The organism is Rhodobacter maris (assembly GCF_900217815.1).
Lineage (GTDB): Bacteria > Pseudomonadota > Alphaproteobacteria > Rhodobacterales > Rhodobacteraceae > Rhodobacter > Rhodobacter maris.
The window spans coordinates 33,960-35,667 of sequence record NZ_OBMT01000019.1 but is presented as its reverse complement, the minus strand read 5'-3'; the positions used below and the strand labels follow the sequence as shown (position 1 = coordinate 35,667).

The window sequence follows — 1,708 nt, the reverse complement described above, 5'->3', positions numbered from 1 at the left end:
ACGCCAACGCAAGCCATTGCGATTGATGAAGATAATCCCGCTCAACACCCGCCTGTCATCAACCCGAGGCTTCCCGTGTGATTTGGGAAAGAAGGAGGGAGGTCCTTCGTCGCATCTTGGCCCGGTTCCAGAGCGGCCCGCAGTTTGTCGATGTTCTCGCGCCCCTTGCCAGCGACGAGTCCAAATTCGGCGAGATGTCCGCGCAAGGCGTTGATTGTCTGCGTCCGTTGCCCGACCAGAAGATCGCGCAGCCGGAAAATCATGCCGAGCCCCTACTGCTCCGGCGTCTTCACCTCGACGAAACGCATGGTCGGTCGGCTGGCCGCCTCCGCGATGGCCTCGGCATCCGCCATGTCGTTCTTCTGGTTCTTCAAAACGGCTTGACGAATTTCGGAGCGATCAGGCGCACCTCGTGCCCGATTTGCGCCAACGTCCGCGCCCAATAATGAGATGTCGCGCAGGCTTCCATGGCAATGAGACATCCGGGATGCATCTGCATGAACGCAAGAAACTGCTTGCGCGACAGCTTCTTGCGAAACACGACTTCGCCTTCCGCTGTCGCACCGTGCAGTTGAAAGACCTGCTTCGCCAGGTCAACGCCGATGATCGAGACTCTCTTCATAGCCAATTCCTCCTGATCCCGTCCGGATCAATCTGGCACAAGTGCCGTCAGGAGGGGCTACCCAACCCATCATCAAAGCCGTCAAAGAATGCCCATTCGTCGTCGGACATCAGGTTGCGTGCCAAGGTCACCTCCAACGTAAAGATGATCTTGAATCACAGCAGACCGCGGATGGGAATCCGTTTTGTCAACACGGCCTAACCGGTTCCGCACGGTCCCGCATCACCCACGCCAACGGGCTGGTTCCGCTGCCTCCCTCCTCCTCCGCCACGACGTTCAGAATCACCTTGTTCCCGACCTGGGATGCCGCTAATGCTCAGTCTTGAGCGATGCGAAGAGCTTGTTTGCAGATCGACCACGAACTTTGCTAGGCGGCCGGCGGGCAGGCCTTGTGCGGTAGCTGTTGAGCGAGACCAACCCCGACGATGTCATCACGACGCACCGACCGGCAGGACGAGATGCGGTTCCTCATCCTGCAACTGTTGCACCAGGACCCCGAGATGTCGCAACGGGAACTCGCCCGGCAGGTCGGGATCAGCAACGGCAGTATGCCCTGAGTGCGTTGATCTACAAGGGCTTGGTGAAGTCGGCAATTTCACCGTCGCCAAAGACAAATGCAGCTATGCCTATGTGCTGACGCCAAACGGTATGCTAGAAAGGTCGATCTTGACCGTGAGTTTCCGCAATCCGGAATTCTCATAATACGAAGCGTTGCGGCAGGAAGTCAAGTTGCTGCGCGGCGAAGTCGATCAAGACTGGGAGTCCGGTTTCCTTGGCCAAGCTGACGGAAGGTAGCGTGCGGAGCAGGGCATTCGAATGGCGCAGTCCGGTTGGAGCCGGACGTGCGCGGGCTTGGGGCAGTGCAGCCGGCGTAGTAAACACGCGATGGCAATCGGGCACGACCCGGCCGAACAGGACATGCAGGTTTCAAAATCCAATCCCAACCTAGCGGCGCTGCAAACGCGGTCTTGCGTCCGACCGATTCAAAAATCGACGCGCTGACCGACTACTAGGCCGTGTTGACAAAACGGCTGCCCATCCGCGGTCTGCTGTGATTCAAGATAATCTTTACGTTGGAAGTGACTT

Annotated in this window: 1 protein-coding gene and 2 pseudogenes; 1 reads left to right on the top strand and 2 read right to left on the bottom strand. The window is 58.2% G+C overall.

The features are described from left to right. Together CRO22_RS17235 and CRO22_RS19255 are read right to left on the bottom strand one after the other, a co-directional pair. Positions 1–93 (bottom strand): annotated as a pseudogene (locus CRO22_RS17235) (IS5/IS1182 family transposase); the annotation flags it as partial. Between the two features lie 32 nt (positions 94–125). Beyond that, positions 126–622: pseudogene (locus CRO22_RS19255) on the bottom strand (IS110 family transposase); the annotation flags it as partial. 425 nt (positions 623–1,047) lie between these two features. Here CRO22_RS19255 and CRO22_RS19460 point away from each other — a divergent pair. After that, positions 1,048–1,179: a winged helix-turn-helix transcriptional regulator gene (locus CRO22_RS19460; RefSeq protein WP_394341505.1), complete on the top strand. Its 132-nt coding sequence runs from the start codon at positions 1,048–1,050 to the stop codon at positions 1,177–1,179. The last annotated feature ends 529 nt before the right edge of the window (positions 1,180–1,708 follow it).